Genomic DNA, 24,268 nt, shown 5'->3' on the forward strand with positions numbered 1-24,268 from the left:
GCCGATTCCATCTAGAGCGTGTTATGCACTTTTAGCCCCCCGCAAAAAGTGCATAACACGCTCTAGAATTTGCGCCATTCCGTCCAGGAAGGTCTGCACCAATCCGCCAGCCCAGTGTGCGCTGCGCCGCGTGCAGCCTTCCTTCAACCGCAAGGAGCGCCCATCATGAGCACCAGCTGGCCAATGCAAGAAGCCAAGAGTCGCTTTGGCGAAGTGATCGAGCGCGCCTTGCGCGAAGGCCCGCAGACCGTCACGCAGCGCGGCAAGCCTGTGGTGCGCGTGGTGGCTGTGGCCGGCGCTGACGCGCCGCCTGCACCAACGGCTTCGCAGGCAGGCGATTTTCTGACGTTCTTGTTGCACATGCCCAAAGTGCAAGGCGGCCTGCCTCACATGCCACGCCAGCGCAGTGCGGGCCGCCCGCCGCTGTTTGCCGATGATGAATGAGCCCCCCCTGCAGGCACGCTGGCTGCTGGACACCTGCGCCATTTCGGAGCTGAGCAAGCCGCACCCCGACGAGGGGCTACGCCAATGGCTGATGCAATACGCTGACCAGTGCGTGCTGTCCTCCGCATCGCTGGGGGAAATTCACTACGGCATCGCCTGTCTGCCCACAGGCGCCAAGCGCAACCAGCTCTACGCCTGGGCCAACTTGCTGGCGCAGCAATTCTCGGGCCGCATCATGAGCACCGACGACAACACCTGGAAATGCTTTGGCGAGCTCAAGGCCTCGCTGCGCGCCATGGGCCGCATGCAGGATGCGCTGGACATCGTCATTGCAGCCACCGCCATGGCGCATGGCCTGACCCTCGTGACCCGCAACACCCGCCATTTCACCGATACCGGCATTGCGCTGATCAATCCCTGGAAACCATGAACTACCTCTCCACCCGTGGCGACGCCACCCCCCGCCAGTTCTGCGACATCCTGCTCGAAGGGCTCGCGCCCGATGGCGGCCTGTACCTGCCCGAGCGCTATCCGCAGCTGAGCACCCCCGATCTGGCGCGCCTGCGCGGCGTGTGGCAGCAGCAAGGCTATGCCGCGCTGGCGTTCGAGATCCTCAGCCTCTACATCGACGACATCCCCGCCGCCGATCTGCGCGCCATTTGCGACAAGTCCTACACACAGCAGGTCTTCGGCACGCCTGAAATCACGCCGCTGAAGAAGTTGAGCGACGGCTTTTATCTGGAGGCCCTCTCCAACGGCCCCACGCTGGCCTTCAAAGACATGGCCATGCAACTGCTGGGCAACCTGTTCGAGTACGAACTGGCCCGGCGCGGCCAGCAACTCAACATCCTGGGCGCCACCAGCGGCGACACCGGCAGCGCCGCCGAATACGCCATGCGCGGCAAGCAGGGCATCCGCGTCTTCATGCTCAGCCCGCACGGGCGCATGAGCGCCTTTCAGCAGGCGCAGATGTTCAGCCTGCAAGATGCCAACATCCACAACATCGCCATCGAGGGCGTGTTTGACGACTGCCAGGACATCGTCAAGGCCGTGAGCAATGACTTGGCCTTCAAGCGCCAGCATCAGATCGGCACCGTCAACTCCATCAACTGGGCGCGGCTGTTGGCGCAGGTGGTTTACTACTTTGCAGGCTACTTCCAGGCCACGCGGGTCGATGACGAGCCAGTCGACTTCACCGTGCCCAGCGGCAACTTCGGCAACGTCTGCGCGGGCCACGTGGCACGCATGATGGGCCTGCCCATTGGCCAGCTCGTCGTCGCCACCAACGAAAACGACGTGCTCGACGAATTCTTCCGCACCGGCCGCTACCGCGTGCGTGGCAGCGCCGACACTTACGAGACCAGCAGCCCCAGCATGGACATCAGCAAGGCCAGCAACTTCGAGCGTTTTGTGGCCGACGTGCTAGGCCGCGACGGCGCGCGCGTCAAAACCCTGTTTGCCGATGCGCTGGCGCGCGATGGCCAATTCAGCCTGCCCGCCGAGCTGCAAGCCTGGCGCGATCGTGGGCAAGCCTGGGCCAGCGGCAAAAGCACCCATGCCGACCGCCTGGCCACCATTCGCAACGTGTACGAGCAGCACGGCGTGATGATCGACACCCACACCGCCGACGGCGTGAAAGTCGCCCGCCAGCACCAGCGCCCCGGCGTGCCCATGATCGTGCTGGAGACCGCCCTGCCCATCAAATTCGCCGCCACCATCCGCGAAGCCCTGGGCCACGAGCCCGAGCGCCCCGCGGGCCTGGAAGGCATCGAAAACCTGCCGCGCCGCGTGCAGGTGCTGCCCGCCGATGCAGCGCAGGTCAAGGCGCTGATCGCCCGGCACTGCGCCCAGCACGAGTAACGCGCCCGATGCGACTGCCCTGCCGCAAAGTTTCGATGAAGGAGGATGCACCATGCCCGACCAACAACCACCCCAATCCGCCTGGGCCCGCTTCTGGCAGGGCCTGTTCACCTACCTGTCGGCCGAAATCATCGTCAAGGGCCTCATCGCCATTGTCAGCGTCGTCATGCTGTTCTGGTTTCTGCGCGGGGGGCGCTGAAGCTGCACCAGGGCTTGTGGAGATGACGTGTTGCAGCGGCGGTGTTTTCGATCAAAAAACCGCTTCGCCCACCCAATCTCAACACCCCCTAAGCCCACGCTGAAGCCGCACCGCCATTCCAACGTTTCCATGTTCGCTACCCTCAGTCTGCTCGCAGGCGGCATTGGCCTGTTCCTGCTGGGCATGGTGTTGATGTCCGACAGCCTCAAGGCCATGGCCGGCGAATCGCTGCGCACCGGCCTGGCTCGGCTGACGGGCCGGCCCTTCAAAGCCATGCTCGCCGGCATGGGGGCCACGGCCGCCGTGCAGTCCTCCACTGCCACGACCATGGCCACCATTGGTTTCGTCAGTGCCGGCCTGCTGAGCTTTCAGAACGCCATCGGCGTCATCATCGGCGCCAACATCGGCTCCACCAGCACGGGCTGGATCGTGGCGCTGCTGGGCATGAAGTTTTCCATCTCCAGCCTGGCCATGCCGCTGTTGGGCCTGGGCGCAATCATGAAGCTGCTGGGCAAGCACCGCATGGCCCTGGTGGGCCTGACCATGGCCGGCTTCGGGCTGATCTTCGTGGGCATCGACTTCTTGCAACAGGCCATGGCCGACATGGCCCAGCGCGTGGACTTCACCCCGTTTTCCGACTCCAGCTGGCGCACGCGCCTGGTGCTGGTGGCCATCGGCATCATCATGACGATTCTGTTGCAGGCCTCCAGCGCCGCGCTGGCCACCACGCTGGCGGCGCTCTCCAGCGGCACCATCGACTTTGATCAGGCCACCTCACTGGTCATCGGCCAGAACATCGGCACCACCGCCACCGCGCTGCTGGCAGCCACCGGCGGCAGCGCCAGCGCCAAGCGCACCGCACTGGTGCATTTGCTGTTCAACCTGTGCTCGGCGGTGCTGGCCCTGCTGGCGCTGCAACCGCTGTTTTTGTACGCCATGCAGACCTGGGCGCCCGCCATGGGCGGCGTCAACACCGCCATGGCGCTGGCGGCCTTTCACACCGCCTTCAGTGTGCTGGGCGCGCTGGTGTTCTTGCCGCAAACCTCGCTGCTGGCGGGCATGGCCAGCCGCTTGGTCAAAGAGTCGGCCCCGCCGGCGCTGCGCTATCTGGACAACTCCCTGCAATCGGTGCCTGCGCTGGCCATTGCCGCCGCAGAAAAAACCCTGTGCCTGGGCCTGGCCGATAGCTGCACCCTGCTGGCGCACCGCCTGCAAGGCCAGCCGCTGACGCCCAGCAAAAGCGGCATGCCGCTGGACAAGCTGCTCATCGCCGTCGATGCCTACCTGGCCACGCTGCCCGTGCCGCAATCGAGCAGCGACCAGCAGCGCCTGATCCATCTGCTGCTGCTGATGGATCAGACCCGCGTGCTGCGCGACGATCTGGAGAGCATCGAGCACGCCGAGGTGCTGCGCGAGCGCCCTGCCCTGGCCGAGCTGGCCCAGCGCCTGGCGCCAGTGCTCGAGCGCAGCGCCCAATGGCTGGCCGACGACGCCCTGGCCCTGCGCGAAGACGTGACCGAAGAGCTGCGCCAGATCAGCGCCTGGGTCAATGAGCAGCAGGGCGCAGCGCGCCGTGCCGTGGTCGAGGGCGCAGCCAATTACCGCGTCAGCGCCGCCGCCGCCCTGGAGCAGCTGACCGCACAGCGCTGGCTGGAGCGCGTGACCAAGCACATGACGCGCATTGCCAATACCTTGGGCGAGGCCCGTGCGCTGTATGGGGGATGAGTGAGGTTTTGGGCGCGGCCGCTTGAGCTGGGGCCTGTGCCCGGCCCCTGCCGCCCGCACCGCACAGGCCCGGCAAAAAAATCAGCAAAAAAACTGTCCGGTTCTGCACGGCTGTTTCGTCTTCACGGTTGTACCGCTGGCCGCAAACCCCGGCCCACACTGGCCCAACCGCTTGAAAGGACAAGACAGCATGCCTTCCACCGCCTCGCCCTTCCCGCTCGCACCCGCCCTTGAACCTGCTTCAAAAGCAAGCCCTTCGCCCGCCGCCCTGCCGCACAGGCGGCAGGCCTGGGCCTGCACCGCCGTGGCTTCGGCCTGCGCCTGGCTGGCGCTGACGGCGGCTGCGGCTGCGCCAGCACAGGCGCAAGCCCAACCCAACGCAGCCGCCCCGCAGGCCCAGCGCGTACACGCCATTGCCCTGCCCGCGCAGGATCTGGCCCAGGCCCTGAACGCACTGGCGCGGCAGACCGGCCAGGCCATCTCGGCCGACCACGCCCTGATGGTGGGCAAAACCGCCCCCGCCGTGGCCGGGCAGCTCACCACCGCCCAGGCGCTGCGGCAACTGCTGGCCGGCAGCGGCTTACAGGCCGAAGCCGTCGCGGGCGGCTGGGTGGTGCGCCGCGCCCCAGCCGCCACACCGGCCCAACCCGCCGCTGCCGCCACGCGAGGCGAGGCCCAAACCCTGCCCGCCGTCACCGTCAGCGCCGCGCCCGACTTGAGCGGCACCACCGAAGGCACGCGCTCCTTCACCACCCGCGCCATGGCCAGCGCCACCGGCCTGGCGCTGTCGCCGCGCGAGACGCCGCAGTCGGTCAGCGTCATCACGCGCGAGCGCATCGAGGCCCAGGGCCTGGGCACCTTGAGCGATGCCGTGATGGCCACGCCTGGTGTTCACACCATGCCAAACGACGTGCGCGGCGACCGCATGAGCGCGCGCGGCTTTGAAATCAACAACTACCAGATCGACGGCGTGTCGCTCAACTGGCCCCGGCAATGGGACGCGGGCGAAACCCGCAACAACCTGGCCATGTACGACCGGGTGGAAGTGGTGCGCGGCGCCACCGGCCTGCTGACCGGCGCGGGCGAGCCTTCGGCCAGCATCAACATGGTGCGCAAGCGCGCCGAATCGGACGTGTTCACCGGCCAGGTGCAGGGCGAACTGGGTTCGTGGCAGCACCGCAGCGGCATGGCGGATGTGTCCGCCCCGCTCAACGCCAGCCGCAGCGTGCGCGCCCGCGTGGTGGCCCAGGCCACCAGCCGCGACACCTTCCAAGACCGCGAGCACATCGACAGCCAGCTCTTTTACGGCACGGTAGAGGCCGACCTGAGCCCTGGCACCCGCCTGACCCTGGGCGGCGATTGGCAAAACTTCAAGCCGCGCGGCGCACCTTGGAGCGGCCTGTTGCTTTGGGACAGCGAGGGCCGCCGCATCACCGATTGGCCGCGCGGCTACAGCCTCGCGGCCAATTGGGGCGGTTGGGCCAGCACGCAAAAAACCTTGTTCGCCAAGCTGGAGCACCGCTTCAACGACGACTGGACGCTGAAGCTGGACGCCCAGAACGCCGACAACAATGCCGACCTCAAGCTGAGTTGGCCTGAGGGCGCGCCAGACCGCCGCACGGGAACCGGCGTAGAGCTTTCAAACTATTACGACCAAAGCAAGCACAACCAGAAGAATGTGAACCTTCGCCTGAACGGCGCTTTCAATGCCTGGGGCCGCCGCCACGAGCTGATGACCGGCCTGAGCTGGGCGCGCCAGCGCTGGTGGGCCGAGGCGACCCATGAGGGCGAGTACGCGCTGCCCAACGTCTGGGCCTTTGACGGCACGGTGCCCGAGCCGCCCCGGCTGGCCGAACCTGAGCTGGCGGGCGATGTGCGCAGCACGCAGCGCGCCGCCTACGTGGCCACCCGCCTGCACGTGGCCGAGCCGCTCAAGCTCATCGTGGGCGCGCGCGTGACCGACCTCAAGCGCACCGGCGCCGCCGGGGCCATCGGGCATTACGCGTTCCAGACGCACGACAAACACGTGTTCACGCCCTACATCGGCGCGGTGTACGACCTGGGCGGCAGCTACTCGGCCTATGCCAGCGCCACGCGCATCTTCAAGCCGCAGGAAGATCGCGACCGCCACGGCCAGCCTCTGCCCTCGCTCCAGGGCCGGAACCTGGAAGCGGGCCTGAAGGCCGAATGGCTGGACGGCCAGCTCACCGGCAGCCTGGCCGTGTTCCAGACCACACAGGACAAGCTGGCGGTGCCAGACGGCAACCTGATCGTGCCCGGCACGGTGGACGAACAGGCCTACCGCGCCGCGAACAACGTGAAAACGCGCGGCTACGAGCTGGAACTGACGGGCCGCCTGGCCCCCGGTTGGGACGTGAGCCTGGGCTGGACGCAATTGAGTACCAAGGAAGCCGATGGCGCGCGTGTGCGCCCCCAGCACCCCAGCCGCATGCTCAAGCTCTATACCCAGTACCGCCTGCCTGGCGCGTGGAACAAGCTCACGCTGGGCGGCGGCCTGAACTGGCAAGGCCGCACTTACACAAACACGGAAAACCCCGTCACCGGCGCACCCGAACAACTGCGCCAGAACGCCTACGCGCTGCTCAGCCTGAACGCGCGCTACCAGTTCACCCCGCAACTGAGCGCGCGCCTGGCCGTGAACAACGTGCTGGACAAGCGCTACCTGTCCAACGTTTCGGCCTTCGACCGCCTGCAATACGGCGCGCCGCGCAGCGTGATGCTGACGGTGGATTACCGCTTCTGAGCGCGCCACAAAAATCCGCCCACGCGCCCTTGGCCTGGGCGCACTTGCCCTTCATGCCTGGCGCTCTTTGCAGGCATGGAGGGCAATTTCCTTTGTGGAGATAGGCTCTTCGGGAAAATCGCAATCTCTCTTTGGGAGGGCGGCAACAGAAAATTAATAGAATGCAAACCCTTCCTATTTAGATTGCACGCATCGCGCGTGCTTTTTGCAGCCTGGGCCGCCCAACCCTTCTTGGCTTGCCTTTTTGCTTTGCACGCGCATGTCTTTCACCCGCCATTACGACGAATTGCTGGGCCACTTCACCCGCGCCACGGGCGACCGCGAGGCCGCGCGCGATCTGGTGCAAGAGAGCCACGCCCGCGCCTGGGCGTTGGGGCCGAGGCTGGATGCGGTGCTGGATTTGCGCGCGCTGCTGTTTCGCATCGGCCGACATTTGGTGATCGACGAGGCGCGCCGCCGCCGGGCCGAGGCCCAGGCGCTGCACAACCTGGCGCTGCTGTGCGAGCAGGACGCCGCCCCCAGCGCCGAGCGCTGCTGCGCGGCCAGCCAGCAGCTCGAACGTCTGAGCGCGCGGCTGGCGCTGATGCCGCTGCGGCGGCGCACGGCCTTCATCCTGGTGCGGGTGCATGGCTTCAGCCATGCCGAGGCCGCAGCCCACATGGGCGTGAGCGTGGCCGGCATTGAAAAACACGTGGTGCGCGCCACGCTGGACTTGGCCCCGCGCGCGCTGCTGGCGGCAGCACGCGCAACTGAGTCGCACCAGGCGGATTCCACCGCTGCGGCCGCAGCCCCTGCCGTTATGGCGCAGCCATGAAGATGCCGCTGCCCCACGCCGCCGTGGCGCATGACAGCTTGACGGATGAGGCTTTGATGGATGAGGCCCCGAGCAACGATGCCCTGGTCAGCGAAGCGCTGTTGCTGCTGGCGCGCAGCCACGGCGGCGATGCACAGCAGGCGCAGGCGGCCCAGGCCGAGCTGCAAGCGCGCAGCGCGCGCGAGCCGGCCTTTGCCGCCGCCTGCCAGGCGGCGCGCCAAATCTGGCAGGCCACGGACGGCAGCGCCCTGCGCGAGAGCCTGAGCCTGCCGCCCAGCGCCCGCGAGCGCCAGGGCGCGCCGCGCCGCGCCGTGCTGGGCCTGATGGGCGTGGCGGCGCTGACGCTGGGGCTGGGCGCAGCCGGGCGCTGGCTATGGCTGCGGCCGACTTTTGCGCAGGCGCTGGCCACCGGCCAGGGCGAAATCCAACGCCTGAGGCTGCCCGATGGCACCGAGCTGGCGCTGGATGCGCAAACGCGCGTGCGCGTGAGCCTGTATCGCCAGCGCCGCGAGCTGCACCTGGAGCGCGGCGAAATTCACCTGCAAGTGGCCCCGGATGCAGACATGCCGCTGACGGTGTTCACCGCCCAGGGCCGGGTGCAGGTGCTGGGCACGCGCTTTAGCGTGGCCGTGCGCCAGGCGCACATGCACGTGGCTGTGGCCCAAGGGCGCGTGGCCGTGTGGGCGCAGGCCGATGCCCCGGCCGCCCAGGTCGAACCAAGCGCGCCGCTGGCGGAGCTGGGCGCGGGCCAGCAATTGCGCCTTGGCGCAGGCCACAGCGGCCAGCCCCAGCCCATCGACGCCGCCGACGTGGGCGCATGGCAAGGCGGTATGGAGGGTGGCTGGCTGGTGTTCCACGCCACGCCGCTGCCGGAAGTGGTGGAGCGCTGGAATGGCTACCTGCGCCCCGGCCTGCGCCTGGCGGGCAACGCCCAGCGCCTGCAAGCGCAGCGGCTGACGGGCAGCTTTCCCATCCGCGATCCGGGCGCTTTTCTGGCCAGCCTGCCGCGCACGCTACCCGTGCGCGTACAGCGCCAGGGCGACGGCGCCTGGCTGATTGCGCCGCGCTGATGTATGGCGTTGATGCAACGCATTGATTCGCCGCTTTCAGGCCCTGCTCTGAAACGGCCGTTTTCAAAGCGCACATGTGCGCGATCAAAAATCAAAAAACAGCGCGCCACAGCCAAGGCCACAGCGCCGCCAGCAGGCAGGCAGCCACGCCCCAGGCCACAAAGCGGTTGGCCCGGGCACTGGCGTAGGTCAGCAACAGGCCCAGGGCCAAGGCGGCAAAAGTCAGCAGCCCCAGCCAGACCAGCACTGCCAGCGCCGCAGGCCATTGGCTCAGGCACAGCAGCAGCGCCAGGCCCAGGGCGGCTGCGCCCTGCCCCCGCCTGCGCCGCAAGCTGCCCAGCCAAGGGCTGGGCGCAAACTCATCGCAGTGGCGCTGCATGGCGCTGGCCAGCAGCACGAAACCCGTAAAACTCAAGGCCAGGATCAAGGGCATGGCGTGCCAGGTGCTCATGCGCTGGGCTCCTGGGCAGCGATGCTGGCGGCTGTTGCCGCAGTGCTTGCCGCAGTGGTTACCTTGGATGAGGCAGCAGCCTTGGCAGGCCGCGCCTGGGCCTTGGCGCGGCTCAGCCACCAAGCCACTGCGCCGCAGGCAGCGGCCATCAGCAGCGCAATCGCATCCACGCTGGCCACGCCCCATTGCTGGCGCGCCAAGGCAAACGGCCATGCGACGCCGCCCGTCAAGGGGTTGAGCAGTGGCAGCAGCGCAAACAGCAAGGCCGCTGCGCTCATTTGCTCTTGCCAAGCACGGCCGTGGCTGCGCAGCCAGGGGTGCAGGGCGCACAGCAGCCAGACCAGGAAAAAGCCGCGAATTTCCCACAGCGCGCGATCGGCCAGGCTGGCAGGCAGCAGGCGGTTGAGCCAGAAGTAGCTGGCCGTGGCCACGCACAGCCCGGCGATGGCGGCGACGTTGAGCCGCTCGACCAGCCGGTGCCCGCGCGGGGTATGGCCCTGCTTGGCGCGCTGGGGCAGGCGTTTGACGACCCAGAGCACCATGCCGCTGCCGACCATCGCACAGCCCAGCAAGCCGGAGAGAAACAGCAGCCAGCGCACGGCAGGCTCGGCAAAGCGGCCCAGGTGCGGGGCCACGAGGATGTTGTAGCTGGCCCGCACCCAGGAGGGCTTGGCCGGCGCGGCGACTGGCAAGGGCGTGCCGTGGGCGTCAAAACGCAGGCTGCGGGCGTTGTGGTTGCGCGCGCTCAGGTGCTCGCCCCCGCCTTCGCGCAGCTCCACTGTGGCGCTGGGCGAGTAAGGGGCCTGGATGCTGATGCGGCCCACGCCGCGCTCTGGCCATTGCGACTGGGCCTGCGCCAGCAGGTTGTGCAAGGTGGCGGCGCTGATGGCCGGGGCATCCAAACGCTGCTGTGGCTGCTGTGCGCTGGTGCCTTGCACCGCCCCAGGCGCGGCCGATGCGCGGCCTGCTGTGGCTGGCGAGCCGAGCACTGGCCCCAGCCCGAGCGACTCCATGAAGTACGCGTTGGTATCGCCTTTGTAAACGGCCTGGGTCGGCCAAGGCATGAGCTGGCTGGCAAGCAGCAGCAGCCCGCTGAAGGTGATGACGATGTGAAAAGGCAGGGCCAGCACAGCGCTGGCGTTGTGCGCATCCAGCCAGGAGCGTTGCCCTTTGCCAGGTCGAAAAGTGAAAAAGTCGCTGAAGATTTTCTTGTGCGTGATGACGCCGCTGAGGATGGCCACAAACATCATCATGGTGGCAATGCCCACCAGCCAGCGCGCCCACAGGCGCGGCAGGCCGTACAGCTCGAAGTGAAAACGGTAGAGAAAGCTGCCCCCGCGCGTCTGGCGCGGCGTCAGCGGCTCGCCCGTGGCGGCGTCCAGGTAACGGGTGATTTGCCCTGCCCGGCCAGGCGGCGCGCTGCCTGCCGCTGCCGCCGCTGCGCCAGAGCGCTGGGGGACGCGCCAACTGACCGCCAGCGCCGTCTGCCGGGCGCTGGGCAGGGCAATCGCCCAGCTGTCGGCCTGTGGGGCCAGCCGCTGCAAAGCCTGCAAGGCATGGCCGACCGCCTGCGCTGGCGGCGTGGCAGGCGATGAGGCATGCAGCTCGGGCCGCATCCAGTCATCGATTTCGCTGCGCATGTAGCTGAGCGTGCCAGTGAAAAAAATGGCAAACAGCAGCCAGCCCAGCAGCAGGCTGCTCCAGGTGTGCAACCAGGACATGGCCTGGCGCAAGCCCTCGGGTTTTCCATCGGGCCTCATGCCGCACCCGCCCCGGCCTGCGCCCACCACAGCAGCGCCGCGCACGCCAGCGCGCCCGCGCCCAGTACGCGCCAGACGCGCCAGCCACTGGAGCAGGCAAAAGCCCATAGCAGCGCGCAGGCGTAGAGGATGAAGGCCAGCATGACCGCGAGGGTGACGGCATCGGCGCGCGGCAGGCCCAGCGCCTGCCACAGCAGCGCCAGCAGCGAGGCCGCCTGGGCTGCCAGCACGTACCCCAGGCCCACGCCCGCCAACGCGCGCGAGGCCACGGCCAGTCGATAGCGCCAAGGCAGTGCGGGGGCCGCAGGCCGTGCAACGGCAAAAGATGGGGGGTTGCTTTGCATCATGGTGTTCTTGTGCCTGCCTGCACCCATATGCGCCAAGGCAGCGCGCACTGTGTCTGAGTGCCTATGCAGGGCATGCGCTTTCCTTCCCAGGAACAAAAAAACTGTGCCAGCGTCGCTGACTGACACATTCTTTTTCAAATCATATAAGAATTATTCTTATTCTTGATAACTTTCAATAAAATTTTTCTGCGTGTCCCGCAGCTGCGCACGGCGCTTGGGTGCCTGTGCACGAATCAAGCCAAAAATCCCCCCTGTTGCGCCTGCACGCAGCATCTGAGGGTTTGCACGACCTGCCAAGGCGGCATGTGCTTGCTAGGATAGCGCCCGGCCTGAGCAGGGGTCACCCGCCCCGTGACGGCAGTGGCTTTGCAGGGCGACACACTCGCCCGCACAAGTCGATTTTTCCTGGGTCTTTGCCCCACATCCAAACCCCGCCAGGCCCGGCCCGGCGGGGTTTGCGTTGCAAGAGCGGCAGACCCTGCAACCAATGGTGGACACAATCCACTGGGAGACACCAACCATGCGCAAATCCAAGGCCCCCGCGCAGGGGCCAGGCAAAGGCAGGCTGCGCCTGCAAGTCCCGGAGCCATCGGCGCGACCGGGGCAGAAGACCGATTTTTCCTTCTTGAAGCTCTCTAAGGCCGGCGAAGTGCCCCGCCCGGCCATCGACTGCGCGTATGAGGACACCATCGCGCTGAAGAACAGCCTGATCCGGGTGCTCGACGAGAACCACCAGGCCCAGGGCCCGTGGGATCCCAAGGCCAGCGTCGAGGAGCTGCGCCGCGGCCTGCGGCTGATGATGCTCACGCGCGCCTTCGACGCGCGCATGGTGATCTCGCAGCGGCAGAAGAAAACCTCCTTCTACATGCAAAGCCTGGGCGAGGAGGCCATTGGCGTGGGCCAGGCCATGTCGCTCAACCAGGACGACATGTGCTTTACCTCCTACCGCCAGCAAAACATCCTGCTCACGCGCGGCATGCCGATGGTGCAGATGATGAACCAGATCTACTCCAACACGGCCGACCCGGTGAAGGGCCGGCAGTTGCCGGTGATGTACTCGGCCAAGGACTATGGCTTTTTCTCCATCTCCGGCAACCTGGGCACGCAGTACGTGCAGGCCGTGGGCTGGGCGATGGCCTCGGCCATCAAGCACGACTCGCGCATTGCCACGGCCTGGATTGGCGATGGCGCCACGGCCGAGGCGGACTTCTACACCGCGCTGGTGTTCGCGCAGGTCTATAACGCGCCGGTCATCATGAACGTGGTGAACAACCAGTGGGCGATTTCCACCTTCCAGGCCATTGCCGGCGGCTCCACCGCCACCTTTGCCGCGCGCGGCACGGGCATGGGCATTGCCTCGCTGCGCGTGGATGGCAATGATTTCCTGGCCGTACTGGCCGCCTCGCGCTGGGCGGCAGAGCGCGCGCGCGGCAACCACGGCCCAACGCTGATCGAGTGGGTCAGCTACCGCGCCGGGCCGCACTCCACTTCGGACGACCCGAGCAAATACCGCCCGGCCGATGATTGGCAGCGCTTCCCACTGGGCGACCCGATCGTGCGCCTGTCCAAGCACCTGACGGGCCTGGGCGCCTGGAGCGAGGCCGAGCACGAAGCCGTGCAGGCCGAGGTCGAAGCCGAGGTGCTGGCCGCGCAGAAAGAGGCCGAAGGCTACGGCACGCTCATCAGCGGCCCGCAGCGCACCGCCGCCGATATGTTTGACGACGTGTACGAGCAGATGCCGCCGCATCTGATTGCGCAACGCCAGCAGCTGGGGGTGTGAACATGGCCAAGATGACAATGATTCAAGCGCTGCGCTCGGCCATGGACGTGATGCTCGAGCGCGACGACAACGTGGTGGTCTATGGCGAGGACGTGGGCTACTTTGGCGGCGTGTTCCGCTGCACTGAGGGCCTGCAGGCCAAGTACGGCAAGAACCGCGTGTTCGATGCGCCGATCACCGAAAGCGGCATCGTCGGCGCCGGCGTGGGCATGGCCGCCTACGGCCTGCGCCCGGTGGTGGAGGTGCAGTTTGCCGATTACGTCTATCCGGCGCTGGACCAGATCATGAGCGAGGCGGCGCGGCTGCGCTACCGCTCGGCGGGCGATTTCTCCGCGCCGATGGTGATCCGCATGCCCTGCGGCGGCGGCATCTACGGCGGGCAGACGCACAGCCAAAGCCCCGAGGCGCTGTTCACGCACACCTGCGGCATCCGCACCGTGATGCCCAGCAACCCGTATGACGCCAAGGGCCTGCTGATCGCAGCCATCGAGAACAACGACCCGGTCGTGTTCCTGGAGCCCAAGCGCCTGTACAACGGCCCGTTCGACGGCCACCATGACCGCCCGGTCGTGCCCTGGTCCAAGCATGAGCTGGGCGAGGTGCCCGACGGGCATTACACCGTGCCGCTGGATTCGGCCAAGATCGTGCGCCCAGGCAAGGCCGTGACGGTGATCGCCTACGGCACCATGGTGTTCGTGGCCGAGGCCGCGGCGCAGGAGTCGGGCATCGATGCCGAAATCATCGACCTGCGCAGCCTCTGGCCGCTGGATCTGCCCACCATCGTGCAGTCCGTGCAAAAAACCGGCCGCTGCGTCGTCGTGCACGAGGCCACGCGCACCGCTGGCTTTGGCGCTGAGCTGCTGTCGCTGGTGCAAGAGCACTGCTTCTACCACCTGGAAGCGCCCATCGAGCGCGTGGCCGGCTGGGACATCCCCTACCCGCACGCACAGGAATGGTCGTACTTCCCCGGGCCCGAGCGCGTCGCCCAGGCCCTGAAGAAAGTGATGGAGGCATAAAGCAATGGGTATTCACATCATCAAGATGCCGGACATCGGCGAGGGCATCGCAGAGGTCGAGCTGGTGGCCTGGCATGTGCAGGTCGGCGACACGGTGCGCGAGGACCAGAACCTGGCCGACGTCATGACCGACAAGGCCGCCGTCGAAATCCCCTCGCCTGTGGCTGGCAAAGTGCTGGCCCTGGGCGGCAAGCTGGGCGAAATGATGGCCGTGGGCTCGGAGTTGATCCGTCTGGAGGTCGAAGGCGAAGGCAATGTCAGCGCCGACGAGGCCGCCGCCCCCGCTGCGGCTGCCCCGGCCACAGCTGCCGCTGCCACGCCCCCTGCACCGGCAGCGGCCCCTGCAACCCCAGCGGCCCAGCCAGCAGCTGCACCGGCCCCCGCCGCCAAGGCCCCGGCCAGCGCACCGCGCCCGGGCAGCGCCGCCCCGGTTGCCCAGGCAGCTCCTGCCGCGCGCAACTTTGGCGAAGCGCCGCTGGCCTCGCCTGCGGTGCGCCGCCGCGCCTGGGATCTGGGCATCGAGCTGCAGTTTGTGCCCGGCAGCGGCCCGCACGGGCGCATCCTGCACGAGGATCTGGACGCCTACATGCAGCGCGCCAGCGGCCAGGGCGGCCCGGCCAGCCATGCCGGCAGCGGCTACGCCATGCGCACCGGCGTGCAGCAGGTGCCCGTCATCGGCCTGCGCCGCAAGATCGCCGAGAAGATGCAGGAATCCAAGCGCCGCATCCCGCACTTCACCTATGTGGAGGAGGTGGACGTCACCGAGCTGGAAGCCCTGCGCGGCAAGCTCAACGCCCAGTACGGCAAGGAGCGCGGCAAGCTCACCATGATCCCCTTCATCGCCCGCGCCATGGTGGTTGCGCTGCGCGACTTCCCGCAGATCAATGCGCGCTTTGACGACGACGCCGGCATCGTCACCCGCTACGACGGCGTGCACCTGGGCATTGCCGCGCAGACCGACGGCGGTCTGGTCGTGCCTGTGCTGCGCCATGCCGAATCGCGCGACTTGTGGGGCAATGCCGCCGAAGTGGCGCGCCTGGCCGAAGCGGCCCGTGCGGGCAAGGCCACGCGCGACGAACTCAGCGGCTCGACCATCACCCTCACCAGCCTGGGCGCGCTGGGCGGCATCGTCAGCACCCCGGTGATCAACCACCCCGAGGTGGGCATCGTCGGCGTCAACCGTCTGGTGGAAAAACCCGTGGTGCTGGGCGGCCAGATCGTGATCCGCAAGACCATGAACCTGTCCTCCTCGTTCGACCACCGCGTGGTGGACGGCATGGACGCGGCGCGCTTCATCCAGGCCATCCGCGCCCTGCTGGAAACCCCGGCGCAGCTGTTCATCGACTGACCCACCAAGGGCGGGCGGGCCTGGCCCTTGCCAGAGCCCGCCCGGCACCACTGAAGCGATACCAGACTCTTTATGCAAACCCTTCAAACCAAACTGCTGATCCTCGGCGGCGGCCCCGGCGGCTACGTGACTGCCATCCGCGCCGGGCAATTGGGCATCCAGACCACGCTGGTGGAAGCCCAGGCCCTGGGCGGCACCTGCCTGAACATCGGCTGCATCCCCTCCAAGGCGCTGATTCACGCCGCCAGCGAATACGCCCGCGCCCAGGCCCAGGCCAGCGGCGACAGCCCGCTGGGTATCCGCGTGCAAAAGCCCAGCCTGGATCTGGCGCAAACCATCGCCTGGAAAGACGGCATCGTGCAGCGCCTGACCGGCGGCGTGGGCGCGCTGCTCAAACGTCAGAAAGTCCAAGTCGTGCAGGGCTGGGGCCACATCGTTGACGGCAAGACCGTCGAAGTGCGCGACGCCCAGGGCCAGGCCACGCAGCGCATCCAGTGCGAGCACCTGCTGCTGGCCAACGGCTCGCAGCCGGTGGAGCTGCCCATGCTGCCCTTTGACGGCCAGCGCATCATCTCCAGCACCGAGGCGCTCTCGCCCCAGCAGCTGCCCAAGACGCTGATCGTCGTCGGCGGCGGCTACATCGGCCTGGAGCTGGGCATCACCTACCGCAAGCTGGGCGTGGCCGTCAGCGTCGTCGAGGCCGCGCCGCGCATCCTGCCCGCCTACGACGCCGAGCTCACCCGCCCCGTGCAGGCACGGCTGGAAAAGCTGGGCATCGCGCTGTACCTGAACCATCAGGTCGTCGGCCCGGCCTCGGGCAAAGCCACCGGCGTGGACATCCGCCCCGCAGGCGACGCCAATGCCAAGCCCACCACCCTCAAAGCCGACCAGGTGCTGGTGGCCGTGGGCCGCAAGCCGCGCACCGAAGGCTACGGCCTGGAAGACCTGCAGCTGAACATGAAAGGCCGCGCCGTACAGATCGACGAGCAATGCCGCACCAGCATGCGCAATGTGTGGGCCATTGGCGACCTCACCGGCGAGCCCATGCTGGCGCACCGCGCCATGGCCCAGGGCGAAATGGTGGCCGAGATCATCGCGGGCAAGACGCGGCGCTTCCAGCCCGCGCAAATCCCGGCCGTGTGCTTTACCGACCCCGAGGTCGTCAGCGTCGGCCTCTCGCCCGAAGAGGCCAAGGCCGCCGGCCACGAAGTGCTCAGCGCCCAATTCCCGTTTGCCGCCAACGGCCGCGCCATGACGCTGGAGGACAGCGAAGGCTTCATCCGCGTCGTGGCCCGCAAGGACACGCACCGCATCCTCGGCTGGCAGGCCGTGGGCGGCCATGTTGCCGAGCTGGCCGCCGCCTTCTCGCAATCCATCGAAATGGGCGCGCACCTGGAAGACGTAGGCCACACCATCCACGCCCACCCCAGCCTGGGCGAAGCCATTCAGGAAACCGCCCTGCGCGCCCTGGGCCAGGCGCTGCATGTGTGAGGGGCTGTTCAATACAGCTTGCCCTGTTGACAGCCTCGGCCGAGTCCACGGGGCCCGGCCGAGGCTTTGCAACGCCGCAGAAGACCGCCCAAGTCCGCTTCATCGCCCGCCATGTAGAGGCTTTGAACAGGCTCTCAAGCTCAACACCGCCAAAGCCCAAGACATTGACCGGCTGGCGGACGCCACACACAATCGCTGCAGCCAACCACCAGGAGGATGTGCCATGCCCATCAATGTCGCCCTCGGCAATCACTTCGAGGCCTTCATCCGCGATCAGGTGCAAAGCGGTCGCTTCAACAACATCAGCGAAGTCGTGCAGGCAGGATTGCGCCTACTGCAAGAGCAAGAGGTGCGCAGGCAGCTCGAGCTCCAAGCCCTGCGCGAAGAAATCGCTGCAGGCCACGCCAGTGGCACTGCCCAGTGCGCCGATGCGGTGTTCGAGCGCCTCGAAACCAAGTACGCCTCGCAAGCCGATCGCTGATGCGCCTGGCCCTTACCCCGCTGGCCGAGCAAGACCTCGAAGCCATTGCTGATTACATCGCGGCCGACAACCCCGTACGCGCCCTGAGCTTTGTGCGCGAGTTGCGCGCGCGCAGTGCCAGCGCATTGCCCTCAGTCCACGCAGCTATCGCCTGCGTCCCGAGCTGGGCAAAAGCATCCGTTCATGTGCCCATGGCCGCTACGTCATCTTCTTCGAGTCTGACGAGCACGATGCCGTGCTGATCGTGCGCATCCTGCACGGCGCACGTGATCTGCCCGCCTTGTTCCAGGCAGGTGAACCCGGGGATTGAACCACTGAGCGTTCGCAGCCTGCCAGGCAAACGCAATAGCCGGGCCGCCCGCTGCCCCGGCAGATGAAACAAACCCCTGTGCGCCAATGGCGCACAGGGGTTTGTTTTCAGGCCTCACCACAACGGGCCGGTGCAAGCGGCCCGCTGTGATGGTCAAAGAGCAGGTTTACTTCTTCTTGGCCTTGGCCGGGTCTTTCTGGCCTTCTTGCTGGCCGGCTGCGCCTTCGCCGCGCTTGGGCGCGGGCAGCGAGGCATCGACCTGATCGACGCGGCCATCGCTGTTGCGGTCGACGCGCTGGAACATGCGCATGCCGCTTTGGACGAATTCCTCGGCCTCCAGGAAGTCGCTCTTGTCGGCGTCGAGGATGCCAAAGCGCACGCGCGCCTGGGTCATCTGCCGTGCCATGAGTTCGCTCACGCCTGCGTCAATGCGCAGATCGAACTCGGTGGCGTATTCGCCCAGGCTCAGGCGCCCGTCGCCATTGACGTCGGTGCGCTTGAATTGCTCTTCGCGCACTTTGTCAAACTCCTCGCGCGTGAGCTTGCCATCGCGGTTGAGGTCGTACAAGGCCATCATGCCAGCCTTGCTGTGATTGGTGGGCATGGCCAGCATGTTGGGGCGCTGCTGGCCTTGGCCTTTCTCGGCCTTGTCGCCATGGCCATGCGCTTGGCCTTGGCCCTGTTTGCTGGCAGAGAGCTTCTCCGGCAACTTGCCCTGCGCGAAGGCGGCGAAGGCGCGCTCGCTGGCCTGGTCGTAGCGGCTGCGGCTGACGTGGCTTTGCCCCTCGCCGGCCAGGGAGTTGAAGCGCACCAGCGTCATGCGGTCGATTTCTGCGCGATCGGCCACCATGCCGGCTTGCAGACGCTGTTGGAATTCGCTCACGTACTCCTGAATGTCGATCTTGCCGTCGCGGTTGGCATCGACGCGCTGGAAGTGCTCCATGCGCTGGGCGCGCACCTCCTCGGCAGTGACAGCGCCATCCTTGTTGCCATCCATGACCTGGATGTATTCACCAATGTCATTGCCATGGCCGACGGAGGCTGCGGGCCGGCTGCCCTGTACGGGGGTGGCCTGCTTGTGCTGCTCGGCCGGGGCCTGCGGCTGGGTGCTGGCGCAAGCGGCCAGCAACATGGGCAGCAAGGCGAGGGCAAGGTGACTTGGTTTGCGTGTGGGCATGGCTGTAGAACTCCTTGTCGTTGATGGAAAAACTGTGTCGCAACCGGCAGCGTTGCCACCTGGGCTGCTGGCCTTTCGGCCTGTCCTCAAACTCCTCGCGCCACACCTGGGGTTGTTGAGATGCTTAGTGTTGCAGCGGTGTTTTCGGTCAAAACCCGCTTTGCAGGCCAAATCTCAACACCCCCTTGTCCGAGGCATGGCGCTACGAGCGGTGCGAGGCGCTTGGGAGGACAGGAAAAGCAGGCGTTTATTTTTCAAATTGTACAGAACAATATCAATGCTTATTCTCATTTGTATTTTTGAGCATTGAGCGCTGGCTCCGCAAGCTCAAAAGACCAAGCTGCGCGGCGCATGCGGGTTTTGCAGGAATGCTTCTGCACAAGCAGCCTGCCAAAATGGCTGGGCACACCACAACTGTAACGGAGCGCATCTTGCCATGTCTGGTGCCCCGCCCGATTCCACACAGTCGCTCATTGGCAGCGTTGCAGAGCGGCCTGTTCACAGCGTCTGGATCGACAACGCCCGGCTGCTGGCCTGCGCCGCCGTGGTGCTGCTGCACGTGGCTGCCAGCGCCGTGGTCTATGCACCGCTGGGCTCGGCAGACTGGTGGGCCGGCAATGCCTGGGATGCGGCCATGCGATGGAGCGTGCCGGTGTTCGTCATGCTCAGCGGCTGCCTGCTGCTCACGCCGCACAGCGCCGCTGCCAGTTGGCAGGCGCAACGCCGGCGCATGGCACGTGTGCTGGCGCCGCTGCTGTTCTGGGGCCTGTTCTACAACGCATGGCTGTTGCTGCAGCAGGCCCAGCTGCCAAGCAGCCTGAGTGCGGCCTGGCAGGCTCTGGCGGCCGGCCTGGCGCGATCCTGGCTGGCTGGCGCGCCGCACTTTCACCTGTGGTTTCTGAGCATGCTGGCCGGGCTGTACCTGCTCACCCCCTGGCTTTCGCGCCACAGCGCTGCCATGCCTACGGCACAGCGTCGCGCCCTTTCCTTGGCCCTGCTGGCCATTGCCGCCATGCTGAGCTTGGTGCAGCACGGTGGCCTGCGCCTGCTGCCAGCGCTGTTCTTCACCCTCTGGCTGCCTTTTCTGGGCTACTACCTGTATGGCAGTACGCTGCAGCAGGCACCAGCAACGGCGCCGCGCCGGTCGGCCGCAGCGCCGCTGCTGTTTGGCTTGGCCATGTTGGCCACCATGTTTGGCCTGTATGCCGTAGCGCTGCGCCATGGCCTGGCTGCCGGCCTGTACTTTTACGATTACTTCAGCCCCGGCGTCATCGCCATGTCGCTGGCGGCAGTGCATCTGCTGCGCCGCCTACAGCGCCCCTTACTGGGCAGAGCAACCAGTGCCGTGGCACGCCACACGCTGGGCATTTACCTGCTGCACCCGCTGGTGCTCGACGCCATCGGCAGCTATCGCCTGCTGCGCCCCGACGCGCTGACGCAATGGGCATTCATCCCGCTGGTTGCAGCCTGCACGCTGCTGATCTCACTGCTGCTCAGCGCCCTGCTGGCCCGCCTGCCAGGCCTGCGCTGCGTGGTGTGAGCCAGCCCCTCTCAGGGCTTTCCTGCCCCTCTGGCCTTCTGCGCAGCGCTGCAGCCCCGGCCATCCCAGGCAAAAAACAGACATAGAATCAAGAACGATTCTCATCCCTGAAAATGCTTGGCGCCCACCCCACCTCCCCACAGCCCATGACTGCCGGCGCAGCGCTGGCGGTGTTTGGCCAGCACTATGAAGGCCTGGTGCGCTTTTTGCGCCAGCGCACTGGCTGCAGCGATGCCGCGCACGAGCTGGCGCACGAGACCTGGCTGCGCCTGGTCGTGCGTGCCGATGCCAACAGCGCCCAAGACAGCCCTTGCAGCACAGCACAGCCCATACTGGCTGGCCGCTGGCCCGAGGAGGCAGGCGCTGCCGCCCAACACGATTCGGCTCGGGCCTATATCTATGCCGTAGGCGCACGGCTGGCGCTCAACCGCCTGCGCGATCAGGGCAGGCAACAGCAGTGGATCGAAGTGGCCGGGCAGGAAGATACCGAGCAGCCCTGCCACTGGCCACAAACTCACGCCAACCCGGCCCGCGCCCATGAGTTGCGCCAGGCCTTGGCTGCGATCGACCAGCACCTGGGCCAGCTGGGCCAGCGTCAGCGCCAGGTGTTGTTGGCCCATCGGCTCGATGGCCTGCCCCAGGCCGAGCTGGCGCAGCAGCACGGCGTCTCCATCAAAACCATTGAGCGCGACATTGCCGCAGGCATGGCGGCCATTGAAGCTGCGCTGTACCAATGGCGTGGCGAAGCGCCAGCGACGCTGACTGCGCCCAAAGCCTCAGCCTCAGGCGCAACAGCCACGGCACCCCAGCCCACCATGTCAACCGCGCGCCGCCACGGCGGGCGGCGCCAAGCGCTTTCTGCCCTTCTGGGGCTGGGTGCGATGGGCGGACTGGCGCTCTTGCTGCGCCCCTGGCTGCTGCGCCAGGGCGGGCTGGGCGCGCCGCAATGGACGCTGGCGCTGGACAGCGGCATCGGTCAACTGCAGCGGCAAGATCTGCCCGACGGCAGCCAGCTCACGCTGGATGCCGCCAGTCACGTAGTGCTGCGCTATTTCAGCACCGAGCGCCAGGCCCAGCTGCACCGTGGCAGCGCCTTCTTCGCCGTCGCGCCCGATGCGCAGCGCCCCTTCACCGTGCATACCACGCTGGCCCACATCACCGTACTGGGCACCCGATTTGGCGTGGAGTGGCAAGGCACGCCCCAGTCACCACAGCTGCGCATCGCCGTGCAAAGCGGCCAGGTGCGAGTGCAGCCGCTGCCTGGCTCCCCCGATCAGCCCCGTCCTGCCCCCTTGCTGCTGGGCGCGGGCCAGCAAGTCATGATCGATGCCCATGGCCAGGCCCACCACACCCAGCTGGAGCGCCCCGAGGACGCGGCCGCCTGGCAGCACGGTTGGCTGCTCTTTGACGGCGAGCCACTGGCCGCGGCTGCGCAGCGCCTGGCGCGCTACCACCACGCCCCCATTCGCGTTGCCCCAGGCGCCGCTGCATTGCCGGTGCTCGGTCGCGTGCGCATCGCCATGGCCTACGAGTGGTTGCGCCTGCTGCCCCAATCCCTGCCCGTGCGCGTCCAACGCGCCAGCGACGGCGGCATCGACATCCTGCCCGCGCCGCAGGGCTGATGCGGCGCCAGAGAAGAGCATCCCCATTGCCAAGGGCTCGCGCCTGAGCGCCCTTGCCTACAATCGCGCGCTGTGACTCAACGCCCCATCAAAAGAACGATATGAAAGACGGTGAACGCTTGGCCGCTGTGGATCTGGGCTCCAACAGCTTCCGGCTGGAAATCAGCATCCTGCACAACGGCCACCTGCAGCGCGTGGACTATTTGAAGGAAACCGTACGCCAAGGCGCAGGGCTCGACGCCGACAGCTGCCTGGACGAAGCGGCCATGCAGCGCGGCTGGCAATGCCTGGCGCGCTTTGGCGAGCGGCTGCGCGACTTTGCCCCCAACCAAGTACGGGCGCTGGCCACACAAACCCTGCGCGAGGCGCGTAACCGCGCGCAATTTCTCGAACGCGGCGAACAACTGCTGGGCCACCCCATCGAAGTCATCTCCGGCCAGGAGGAAGCGCGCCTGATTTACCAGGGCGTGACCTATCTGCTGCCGCGCAACGTGCAGGAGCAGCGCCTGGTGATCGACATCGGCGGGCGCTCCACCGAGCTGATCGCCGGCATCGGCCAAACGCCCCTGGAGGCCGTGTCCTTCCCCTTCGGCAGCGTTTCCTGGTCACAGCGCTTCTTCAGCGACGGGCGCCTGAGCGCCAAGGCCTTCGCCAAAGCCGAGCTGGCCGCCAGCGCCATCATTGAGGAGCACCTGGCGCGCTTTGCCCGCTACCCGCGCGAATGCGTCTATGGCGCATCGGGCACCATGGGCGCGGTGGCGCAAATCCTGCATCAACTCGGCGACGCACCACAAACCATCACCCGCAGCAGCGCCGAGCAGCTCAAGGCCAGGCTGATTGCTGCCCAGCACGTGGATCGGCTGTGCTTTGAAGGTTTGCGCGAAGACCGCAAGCCCGTCATCGGCGGCGGCATTTCCGTGCTGCTGGCATTGATGCAAATGCTGGACATCGAGCGCATGCAAATCTCCGACGGCGCCCTGCGCCAGGGCGCGCTGCTGGACCTGATCCAACGCGATGACCACGACGCCAAGCAGCGCGACATCCGCCACAACTCCGTGGCCAGCCTGCTGCAGCGCTTCGGCTACGACCGCCAGCAAGGCCAGCGCGTGGCCGAAGCGGCCACGCACATCTGGGCCGCGCTGGACCCCGGCCACTGGGGCCAGGACGATCTGCAGGTGCTGCAATGGGCCGCGCAGCTGCACGAAATCGGCATCAGCATCGCCTATGAGCGCTTTCACCACCACGGCGCCTACATCCTGCGCCATGGCGATTGCCCGGGTTTTCTGCCCTCCGAACGCGAGCGCCTGGCGCGGCTGATCGTAGGGCATCGGGGCAAGCTCAAAAAAGTCGCCGAGGACATCAGCGGCCAGCCCGTCTTCACCCGCCAGCTGCTGTGCCTGCGCCTGGCCGCCCTGCTCTGCCACGCCCGCCAGCGCCCCCAGCTGGACACGCTGCAGTGGACGCTGCGCAAAAACGGGGCTCTGCGGCTGAGCCTGCCGCAAGCCTGGGCGCAACAACACCCGCGCTCTTTCTATCTCCTGCAGGAAGAAGCCGCCGCCTGGGACAAATTCGGCCTGCACATCGCCATAGAGGCCCAATGATGCAGTGATGGCGCGCCCGCCTCCAGCCCTCCCCCACCTGAAAGGATCCCCATGTTCAATCACATCATGCTTGGCTCCAACGACATCGATCGCTCCCAGCGTTTTTACGATGCCGTGCTCGGCGTGCTTGGCGCGGCTGCGGCCACGCGCAATCAAGCAGCCAGTGGCCAATGGCGCTTGTTCTACCGCCACGATGGCGGCACCTTCGCCCTGACCGAGCCACTCAACGGCCAGCCAGCCACGGCCGCCAACGGCGGCACCATCGGCTTCAAATGCCAATCGCCTGAGCAGGTGCAGGCCTTCCACGACGCCGCTGTGGCCCATGGCGGCCAATCTGTCGAAGACCCTCCCGGCCTGCGCGACACCCCCATGGGCCCGCTGTACCTGGCCTACGTGCGCGACCCCGACGGCCACAAGCTCTGCGCCATCCACCGCCCTGCCGCCGCGCCGGCCAAGGGCTGAGCCCGC

General features: G+C 67.0%; 22 protein-coding genes and 1 pseudogene. 19 read left to right on the plus strand and 4 right to left on the minus strand.

The genetic code is table 11. The features are described 5' to 3' along the window. The first annotated feature begins 165 nt into the window (after positions 1 to 165). From CK620_RS11475 to CK620_RS11505, 8 genes are all read left to right on the plus strand, one after another. On the plus strand, positions 166 to 444 hold the full coding sequence (locus CK620_RS11475; protein ID WP_095550410.1) for a type II toxin-antitoxin system prevent-host-death family antitoxin: 279 nt from the start codon (positions 166 to 168) through the stop codon (positions 442 to 444). Continuing rightward, the gene (locus CK620_RS11480) at positions 437 to 874 is read left to right on the plus strand and encodes a type II toxin-antitoxin system VapC family toxin (protein ID WP_095550411.1); all 438 of its coding nucleotides are present in this window, start codon (positions 437 to 439) and stop codon (positions 872 to 874) included. Before CK620_RS11475 ends, CK620_RS11480 begins: the two co-directional genes overlap by 8 nt. Then, positions 871 to 2,304, plus strand: coding sequence for a threonine synthase (gene thrC / locus CK620_RS11485; RefSeq protein ID WP_095550412.1), 1,434 nt, complete (start codon positions 871 to 873; stop codon positions 2,302 to 2,304). The genes CK620_RS11480 and thrC overlap by 4 nt, the downstream gene beginning before the upstream one ends. A 52-nt stretch (positions 2,305 to 2,356) precedes the next feature. Further along, entirely contained in the window at positions 2,357 to 2,503 is a 147-nt protein-coding gene (locus tag CK620_RS14115) for a hypothetical protein (protein ID WP_172424232.1), read from the plus strand. Positions 2,504 to 2,632: 129 nt separating this feature from the next. Further along, positions 2,633 to 4,228: a Na/Pi cotransporter family protein gene (locus CK620_RS11490; RefSeq protein WP_095550413.1), complete on the plus strand. Its 1,596-nt coding sequence runs from the start codon at positions 2,633 to 2,635 to the stop codon at positions 4,226 to 4,228. 190 nt (positions 4,229 to 4,418) lie between these two features. Further along, entirely contained in the window at positions 4,419 to 6,992 is a 2,574-nt protein-coding gene (locus CK620_RS11495; RefSeq protein WP_143326081.1) for a TonB-dependent siderophore receptor, read from the plus strand. A gap of 259 nt (positions 6,993 to 7,251) precedes the next feature. Continuing rightward, a complete protein-coding gene (locus CK620_RS11500) occupies positions 7,252 to 7,806 on the plus strand; it encodes an RNA polymerase sigma factor (RefSeq protein ID WP_095550415.1) in 555 nt (184 codons plus the stop codon). Continuing rightward, positions 7,803 to 8,876 (plus strand): FecR family protein, encoded by a 1,074-nt coding sequence (locus tag CK620_RS11505; RefSeq protein ID WP_238946111.1) that lies wholly within the window; start codon positions 7,803 to 7,805, stop codon positions 8,874 to 8,876. Before CK620_RS11500 ends, CK620_RS11505 begins: the two co-directional genes overlap by 4 nt. 91 nt (positions 8,877 to 8,967) lie before the next feature. Here the strand turns inward: CK620_RS11505 and CK620_RS11510 are convergent, their stop codons facing one another. The 3 genes from CK620_RS11510 to CK620_RS11520 are packed head-to-tail and all read right to left on the minus strand — an operon-like array spanning position 8,968 to position 11,434. Further along, complete coding sequence (locus CK620_RS11510) at positions 8,968 to 9,327, minus strand: DUF3325 family protein (protein ID WP_095550416.1); 360 nt, start codon at positions 9,325 to 9,327, stop codon at positions 8,968 to 8,970. Further along, positions 9,324 to 11,048, minus strand: a complete 1,725-nt coding sequence (locus CK620_RS11515; RefSeq protein ID WP_238946112.1) for a PepSY-associated TM helix domain-containing protein — start codon at positions 11,046 to 11,048, stop codon at positions 9,324 to 9,326. The genes CK620_RS11510 and CK620_RS11515 overlap by 4 nt, the downstream gene beginning before the upstream one ends. A gap of 35 nt (positions 11,049 to 11,083) precedes the next feature. Continuing rightward, entirely contained in the window at positions 11,084 to 11,434 is a 351-nt protein-coding gene (locus tag CK620_RS11520) for an iron transporter (RefSeq protein WP_238946113.1), read from the minus strand. Positions 11,435 to 11,954: 520 nt separating this feature from the next. On the opposite strand from CK620_RS11520, the gene CK620_RS11525 reads away from it, so the two are divergent. The 7 genes and pseudogenes from CK620_RS11525 (at position 11,955) to CK620_RS14420 (ending at position 17,860) form a co-directional block, all read left to right on the plus strand. Next, the gene (locus tag CK620_RS11525; RefSeq protein ID WP_095550491.1) at positions 11,955 to 13,214 is read left to right on the plus strand and encodes a thiamine pyrophosphate-dependent enzyme; all 1,260 of its coding nucleotides are present in this window, start codon (positions 11,955 to 11,957) and stop codon (positions 13,212 to 13,214) included. A 2-nt stretch (positions 13,215 to 13,216) separates the two neighbouring features. Then, positions 13,217 to 14,230, plus strand: coding sequence for an alpha-ketoacid dehydrogenase subunit beta (locus CK620_RS11530; RefSeq protein WP_172424231.1), 1,014 nt, complete (start codon positions 13,217 to 13,219; stop codon positions 14,228 to 14,230). A 4-nt stretch (positions 14,231 to 14,234) separates the two neighbouring features. After that, positions 14,235 to 15,578, plus strand: coding sequence for a dihydrolipoamide acetyltransferase family protein (locus CK620_RS11535; protein WP_095550417.1), 1,344 nt, complete (start codon positions 14,235 to 14,237; stop codon positions 15,576 to 15,578). Between the two features lie 72 nt (positions 15,579 to 15,650). After that, the gene (gene lpdA, locus CK620_RS11540) at positions 15,651 to 17,069 is read left to right on the plus strand and encodes a dihydrolipoyl dehydrogenase (protein ID WP_095550418.1); all 1,419 of its coding nucleotides are present in this window, start codon (positions 15,651 to 15,653) and stop codon (positions 17,067 to 17,069) included. Between the two features lie 223 nt (positions 17,070 to 17,292). Then, positions 17,293 to 17,550, plus strand: coding sequence for a type II toxin-antitoxin system ParD family antitoxin (locus CK620_RS11545; protein ID WP_095550419.1), 258 nt, complete (start codon positions 17,293 to 17,295; stop codon positions 17,548 to 17,550). Then, a pseudogene (locus CK620_RS14415) lies at positions 17,550 to 17,609 on the plus strand (type II toxin-antitoxin system RelE/ParE family toxin); the annotation flags it as partial. The gene CK620_RS11545 and the pseudogene CK620_RS14415, both read left to right, overlap by 1 nt. A 104-nt stretch (positions 17,610 to 17,713) precedes the next feature. Then, positions 17,714 to 17,860, plus strand: coding sequence for a type II toxin-antitoxin system RelE/ParE family toxin (locus CK620_RS14420; protein WP_275250715.1), 147 nt, complete (start codon positions 17,714 to 17,716; stop codon positions 17,858 to 17,860). Between the two features lie 166 nt (positions 17,861 to 18,026). On the opposite strand, the gene CK620_RS11555 is transcribed toward CK620_RS14420, so the two are convergent. Next, positions 18,027 to 19,037, minus strand: coding sequence for a hypothetical protein (locus tag CK620_RS11555; protein WP_095550420.1), 1,011 nt, complete (start codon positions 19,035 to 19,037; stop codon positions 18,027 to 18,029). A 436-nt stretch (positions 19,038 to 19,473) separates the two neighbouring features. Between CK620_RS11555 and CK620_RS11560 the strand changes: the two genes are divergently transcribed. From CK620_RS11560 to CK620_RS11575, 4 genes are all read left to right on the plus strand, one after another. Next, the gene (locus tag CK620_RS11560) at positions 19,474 to 20,577 is read left to right on the plus strand and encodes an acyltransferase (RefSeq protein ID WP_095550421.1); all 1,104 of its coding nucleotides are present in this window, start codon (positions 19,474 to 19,476) and stop codon (positions 20,575 to 20,577) included. Between the two features lie 146 nt (positions 20,578 to 20,723). Further along, a complete protein-coding gene (locus CK620_RS11565; RefSeq protein ID WP_179290643.1) occupies positions 20,724 to 22,199 on the plus strand; it encodes a sigma-70 family RNA polymerase sigma factor in 1,476 nt (491 codons plus the stop codon). A gap of 101 nt (positions 22,200 to 22,300) precedes the next feature. Continuing rightward, positions 22,301 to 23,800, plus strand: a complete 1,500-nt coding sequence (locus CK620_RS11570; protein ID WP_095550423.1) for a Ppx/GppA phosphatase family protein — start codon at positions 22,301 to 22,303, stop codon at positions 23,798 to 23,800. A gap of 51 nt (positions 23,801 to 23,851) precedes the next feature. Continuing rightward, on the plus strand, positions 23,852 to 24,262 hold the full coding sequence (locus tag CK620_RS11575) for a VOC family protein (RefSeq protein WP_095543189.1): 411 nt from the start codon (positions 23,852 to 23,854) through the stop codon (positions 24,260 to 24,262). The last annotated feature ends 6 nt before the right edge of the window (positions 24,263 to 24,268 follow it).

It is taken from the genome of Vandammella animalimorsus (assembly GCF_002285285.1).
Taxonomy (GTDB): domain Bacteria; phylum Pseudomonadota; class Gammaproteobacteria; order Burkholderiales; family Burkholderiaceae_C; genus Lampropedia; species Lampropedia animalimorsus.

What these genes read in the sequence shown, in the direction of transcription:
- CK620_RS11475 (WP_095550410.1), top strand. Translation starts at nt 166, where the DNA reads ATGAGCACCAGCTGGCCAATGCAAGAAGCCAAGAGTCGCTTTGGCGAA.
- CK620_RS11480 (WP_095550411.1), top strand. Translation starts at nt 437, where the DNA reads ATGAATGAGCCCCCCCTGCAGGCACGCTGGCTGCTGGACACCTGCGCC.
- thrC (WP_095550412.1), top strand. Translation starts at nt 871, where the DNA reads ATGAACTACCTCTCCACCCGTGGCGACGCCACCCCCCGCCAGTTCTGC.
- CK620_RS14115 (WP_172424232.1), top strand. Translation starts at nt 2,357, where the DNA reads ATGCCCGACCAACAACCACCCCAATCCGCCTGGGCCCGCTTCTGGCAG.
- CK620_RS11490 (WP_095550413.1), top strand. Translation starts at nt 2,633, where the DNA reads ATGTTCGCTACCCTCAGTCTGCTCGCAGGCGGCATTGGCCTGTTCCTG.
- CK620_RS11495 (WP_143326081.1), top strand. Translation starts at nt 4,419, where the DNA reads ATGCCTTCCACCGCCTCGCCCTTCCCGCTCGCACCCGCCCTTGAACCT.
- CK620_RS11500 (WP_095550415.1), top strand. Translation starts at nt 7,252, where the DNA reads ATGTCTTTCACCCGCCATTACGACGAATTGCTGGGCCACTTCACCCGC.
- CK620_RS11505 (WP_238946111.1), top strand. Translation starts at nt 7,803, where the DNA reads ATGAAGATGCCGCTGCCCCACGCCGCCGTGGCGCATGACAGCTTGACG.
- CK620_RS11510 (WP_095550416.1), bottom strand. Translation starts at nt 9,327, where the DNA reads ATGAGCACCTGGCACGCCATGCCCTTGATCCTGGCCTTGAGTTTTACG.
- CK620_RS11515 (WP_238946112.1), bottom strand. Translation starts at nt 11,048, where the DNA reads ATGTCCTGGTTGCACACCTGGAGCAGCCTGCTGCTGGGCTGGCTGCTG.
- CK620_RS11520 (WP_238946113.1), bottom strand. Translation starts at nt 11,434, where the DNA reads ATGATGCAAAGCAACCCCCCATCTTTTGCCGTTGCACGGCCTGCGGCC.
- CK620_RS11525 (WP_095550491.1), top strand. Translation starts at nt 11,955, where the DNA reads ATGCGCAAATCCAAGGCCCCCGCGCAGGGGCCAGGCAAAGGCAGGCTG.
- CK620_RS11530 (WP_172424231.1), top strand. Translation starts at nt 13,217, where the DNA reads ATGGCCAAGATGACAATGATTCAAGCGCTGCGCTCGGCCATGGACGTG.
- CK620_RS11535 (WP_095550417.1), top strand. Translation starts at nt 14,235, where the DNA reads ATGGGTATTCACATCATCAAGATGCCGGACATCGGCGAGGGCATCGCA.
- lpdA (WP_095550418.1), top strand. Translation starts at nt 15,651, where the DNA reads ATGCAAACCCTTCAAACCAAACTGCTGATCCTCGGCGGCGGCCCCGGC.
- CK620_RS11545 (WP_095550419.1), top strand. Translation starts at nt 17,293, where the DNA reads ATGCCCATCAATGTCGCCCTCGGCAATCACTTCGAGGCCTTCATCCGC.
- CK620_RS11555 (WP_095550420.1), bottom strand. Translation starts at nt 19,037, where the DNA reads ATGCCCACACGCAAACCAAGTCACCTTGCCCTCGCCTTGCTGCCCATG.
- CK620_RS11560 (WP_095550421.1), top strand. Translation starts at nt 19,474, where the DNA reads ATGTCTGGTGCCCCGCCCGATTCCACACAGTCGCTCATTGGCAGCGTT.
- CK620_RS11565 (WP_179290643.1), top strand. Translation starts at nt 20,724, where the DNA reads ATGACTGCCGGCGCAGCGCTGGCGGTGTTTGGCCAGCACTATGAAGGC.
- CK620_RS11570 (WP_095550423.1), top strand. Translation starts at nt 22,301, where the DNA reads ATGAAAGACGGTGAACGCTTGGCCGCTGTGGATCTGGGCTCCAACAGC.
- CK620_RS11575 (WP_095543189.1), top strand. Translation starts at nt 23,852, where the DNA reads ATGTTCAATCACATCATGCTTGGCTCCAACGACATCGATCGCTCCCAG.